We start from the raw sequence: 3,728 nt of genomic DNA, 5'->3' as shown, positions 1-3,728 counted from the left end.
TCGTGCCGGACATCGACGTGTACGACTCGGCGGCCTGGTGCTCGCCGGTGCCACTGAGCGTCATGTCGCTGGCCGCCAAGGGCCGGCCGGTCGCGATACCGGACTTCACGCGCGGCGCCTGGGTCAACCTGCGCTCCGGCCTGGACTCCCGCATGACCGAGATGCCCCCCGTTTCCTGAGCCGCCGGACGCACCGCCGAAGGAGCAGACCATGAGATCAGCCTCTGTACCGGCCTCAGCACGACTGATCACCCCTTTGCGGGCACTGGCCGCCGCGGTGGCGGGCGCGGTGCTGCTCGTCCCGGCCCACCCGGCGTCCGCGGCCGGGCCGCGGGCCGCGAGCGCGGCGGCCGGGACGGAGGTGATCATCTCGCCCGTGGACCTCGACGGCCCGGCCGTCTCGACGGTGAAGGTGAGCGTCAAGAACGCCGGCCCGCAGCGCATGCGCGCGTTGCGGGTGTCGTTCGCCGGACCGGTCGGATGGGCGGTCCAGCCGTCCGTACGGGCCGTCGACGGCTCGCTGGCACCCGGCGCCACGGCCGCCGCGACCTTCCGGATCCAGGTGCCGGAGAAACGGCCCGGGTTCGTGATCCGTACGTTCCGGGCGACCGCGACGTACACGGGCGGCGACGGCGAGGGCACGGCCACCGGCACCCGGTCGGAGCGGTCCGGCACCCCGCAGCCGAACCTGGCGGCGGCGTACAACAACGTGGCGATCACCGACGAGTCCGCGACGAAGGCGGGCGACTACGACGGCGAGGGCAACAGCTTCTCCGCGCAGAAGCTGGCCGCGGTGGGCCTGACGCCCGGAGCCGCCGTCGAGGCCCTCGGGGCGAAACTGACCTGGCCGGACGTGCCGGCCGGGACGAAGGACAACGTGGCGAGCGGCGGGCAGGCGATCGCCCTGAGCGGCAAGGGCGCCAGGCTGGTGTTCCTCGGCTCGGGCGTCACCAGCGCGGCGACGGGCAGCGCGACCGTCCACTACACCGACGGGTCCTCCAGTACGGGCGCGTTCGGCTTCCCCAACTGGTCGTTCGACCCGGTGACGGCGCACGGCGCGACGCTGGTCAAGTCGACGGACGGCCGCAACCGCCAGGACGGATACGGCAACGCCACGGTGAAGTACAGCGTCTTCGCGCACGCGGTGCCGCTGGACCCGGAGAAGACGGTGGAGTTCGTGGTCCTGCCGGCGAACGCCAACATCCACATCTTCTCGATGGCGACAGCCGCGTCGTGACCCCCGCCCGGACCGCCCCCGCGGACCGGCCCCGCGCCGGTCCGCGGGGGCGGACGGGCGTGGAACGGGGCCGGGGCGGCGCCCCGTCTCACACGGCGATCACTTTGATCCCCGCATCGGTGAGCCGCTCCACCGCCTCCGCCGAGATCCCCGAATCGGTGACCACCACGTCGATCCGGTCCAGCCCGCAGATCCGGGCGAACGCCCGCTTCCCCATCTTCGACGAGTCCGTCACCACGATCACCCGGTGCGCCCGCTCCGCGAACAGCCGGCTGACGCTCGCCTCGTCCTCCTGGTGCGCCATCACCCCCAGATCCGGGTCCACCCCGTCGACGCCCAGCACCACGACGTCCAGCACGACCTCGTGCAGCACGCCCGTGGTCAACGGCCCGACCAGCTCGAACGTCTGGGGCCGCGCCACCCCGCCGGTGACCACGATCTTGATCTGCGGCCGTACGGCCAGCTCCCCCGCGATGTTGAGCGCGTTGGTGACCACCGTCAGCGCCGGTCCCGCGCCCCCGGCGCCCGAACCGGCCGCGGACGCCCGCAGCGCCAGCGCCCGCGCCACCTCCGTCGTCGTCGTGCCGCCGTTGAGCCCGACCACGTCCCCGTCGGCGACCAGCTCCGCCGCGGCCGCCGCGATCCGCTGCTTCTCCGACGCGTGGCGCGAGGACTTGTAGCGCAGGGGCAGCTCGTACGAGACGCCGTGCGCGATCGCCCCGCCCCGCGTCCGTACGAGCATCTGCTGCTCCGCCAGCTCGTCCAGGTCCCGGCGGATGGTCGCGGCCGAGACCTCCAGGGTGCTCGCGGCCTCCTCGACCTCCAGCCTGCCCTCGGCGGCCAGCAGTTCCAGCAGTGCGCTCCACCGCTCGTGTTTCGACATGCGGTCGGACTCCTTCACGACATGGACTGCGGGTTCGGCTTGGTGGATACTCGCCCACGGCGGGCAACGCTCGAATCTGCTTGGAGAGCCCGCCCTTCGAGCAGCTTCAATCATATGGGAGCCCCTACATGCCCACCGCCGGTCCGTCCGCCTCCCGCACCGCCGCCGAGATCACCTCTCAACCTGCCACATGGGCCCAGGCCGCCAGGACGCTTTCCGCCCACACGGACGCCCTGCCCCGCCGAGGCGAGCGCGTCGCCGTCGTCGGCTGCGGCACCTCCTGGTTCATGGCCCAGGCGTACGCCGTACTGCGCGAGAGCGGCGGCCACGGGGAGACGGACGCCTTCGCCGCCTCCGAGTTCCCCTGCCGCGCCGGCTACGACCGCGTCCTGGCGATCACCCGCTCCGGCACCACGACAGAGGTGCTGGAGGTCCTGCGCCGTGTGCGGGGCGCGGTGCCCACCGGCGCCATCACCGCCGACCCCGGCACACCCGTCATGGACGCGGCGGACGCCGTCGCCGTACTGGACTTCGCCGACGAGGAGTCGGTGGTGCAGACCCGCTTCGCCACCACCGCCCTCGCCCTGCTGCGCGCCCACCTGGAGACGGAAGGCGCGCTTCCGCCCGGGGTGCGCCCCCTCTCCGAGGCCGTCGAGGACGCCGCGCGGGCGCTCGCCGCACCGCTGCCCGCCGACGTGCTCGGCGCCGAGCAGTTCACCTTTCTCGGCACCGGCTGGACGTACGGACTCGCCCTGGAGGCCGGGCTCAAGATGCGCGAGGCGGCGGGGGCCTGGACCGAGGCGTACCCGGCGATGGAGTACCGGCACGGACCGATCAGCATCACCGGCCCCGGCCGCGTGGCGTGGATCTTCGGCACACCGCCGGACGGCCTCACCGACGACATCGCCCGCGTCGGCGGCACGACGACCGCCGAGTCCCGGACCGGCGCCGCCGGCGCCCTGGACCCGCTGGCCGACCTGATCCGCGCGCAGCGCCTGGCGGTGGCGCTCGCCGAGGCCCGGGGCTACGACCCCGACAGGCCCCGCAACCTCACCCGGTCCGTGGTCCTGGAGCAGAGCGCGTCGTAACCCTCAGCACCCCTGGCCCCAGCCGGTACGCCGTACGGTCGCGCCAGCGGTCGCCCTCCCGGACGATCAGGTGCACCGCCTCGACGCGCGAGGTCACCGGCAGGGCGGGAGCGCACTGAGCCTCCAGGGCGTCGTACGCGCGCTCCCAGGTCGCGGGGCCCTCGTGGTTGGCGACCGTCAGATGCGGGTCGAGGCCCTCGCCGAACAGGCCCCGGTACGGGACCGCTTCGGGCCAGCGCGCGGTGAGTTCCTTGGTGAGCGCCCGCACCGGATCGGCGGGCGTCGGGTCGAGGTAGAGGACGCCCGGGTACCGCCCGAACCCGGTGAACGTCAGCTCGAAGGCGTCGTGCGAGCGGAACAGGTCCAGGAGTTCGCGGTGGACCGCGCCGTCCATCCGGCTCTCGTGCAGGAAGGGGTAGAGGACGGTCACATGGGCCGCGATCCCGGTCCTGACGAGCGGATCGGCCTCCGGCACCCTGATCGTCAGAGCCGTGTCCCCGGCCATGTCCGGCCACCCCACC

General features: G+C 73.5%; 4 protein-coding genes and 1 pseudogene. 3 read left to right on the top strand and 2 right to left on the bottom strand.

The window, feature by feature from the left end:
* Positions 1-179 (top strand): annotated as a pseudogene (locus E2E34_RS36810) (gfo/Idh/MocA family oxidoreductase); the annotation flags it as partial.
* Positions 180-210: 31 nt separating this feature from the next.
* The gene (locus tag E2E34_RS32225) at positions 211-1,236 is read left to right on the top strand and encodes a beta-sandwich domain-containing protein (protein WP_138905387.1); all 1,026 of its coding nucleotides are present in this window, start codon (positions 211-213) and stop codon (positions 1,234-1,236) included.
* Between the two features lie 88 nt (positions 1,237-1,324).
* On the opposite strand, the gene E2E34_RS32220 is transcribed toward E2E34_RS32225, so the two are convergent.
* Positions 1,325-2,119, bottom strand: a complete 795-nt coding sequence (locus E2E34_RS32220; RefSeq protein WP_138905386.1) for a DeoR/GlpR family DNA-binding transcription regulator — start codon at positions 2,117-2,119, stop codon at positions 1,325-1,327.
* 128 nt (positions 2,120-2,247) lie between these two features.
* On the opposite strand from E2E34_RS32220, the gene E2E34_RS32215 reads away from it, so the two are divergent.
* On the top strand, positions 2,248-3,207 hold the full coding sequence (locus tag E2E34_RS32215) for an SIS domain-containing protein (RefSeq protein ID WP_138905385.1): 960 nt from the start codon (positions 2,248-2,250) through the stop codon (positions 3,205-3,207).
* Here the strand turns inward: E2E34_RS32215 and E2E34_RS32210 are convergent.
* Positions 3,170-3,727: a 2'-5' RNA ligase family protein gene (locus tag E2E34_RS32210; RefSeq protein WP_138905384.1), complete on the bottom strand. Its 558-nt coding sequence runs from the start codon at positions 3,725-3,727 to the stop codon at positions 3,170-3,172. The two genes, E2E34_RS32215 and E2E34_RS32210, sit on opposite strands and share 38 nt — an antisense overlap.
* Position 3,728 lies beyond the last annotated feature (1 nt).

The sequence above is a fragment of the Streptomyces albidochromogenes genome (assembly GCF_005981925.1).
Lineage (GTDB): Bacteria > Actinomycetota > Actinomycetes > Streptomycetales > Streptomycetaceae > Streptomyces > Streptomyces albidochromogenes.
The sequence above is the reverse complement of the archived record's forward strand: the minus strand, read 5'-3'. Positions and strand labels throughout refer to the sequence as shown.

Bases quoted from the DNA above. Each gene is read 5' to 3' on its own strand.
- E2E34_RS32225 (WP_138905387.1), top strand. From the start codon at position 211: ATGAGATCAGCCTCTGTACCGGCCTCAGCACGACTGATCACCCCTTTG.
- E2E34_RS32220 (WP_138905386.1), bottom strand. From the start codon at position 2,119: ATGTCGAAACACGAGCGGTGGAGCGCACTGCTGGAACTGCTGGCCGCC.
- E2E34_RS32215 (WP_138905385.1), top strand. From the start codon at position 2,248: ATGCCCACCGCCGGTCCGTCCGCCTCCCGCACCGCCGCCGAGATCACC.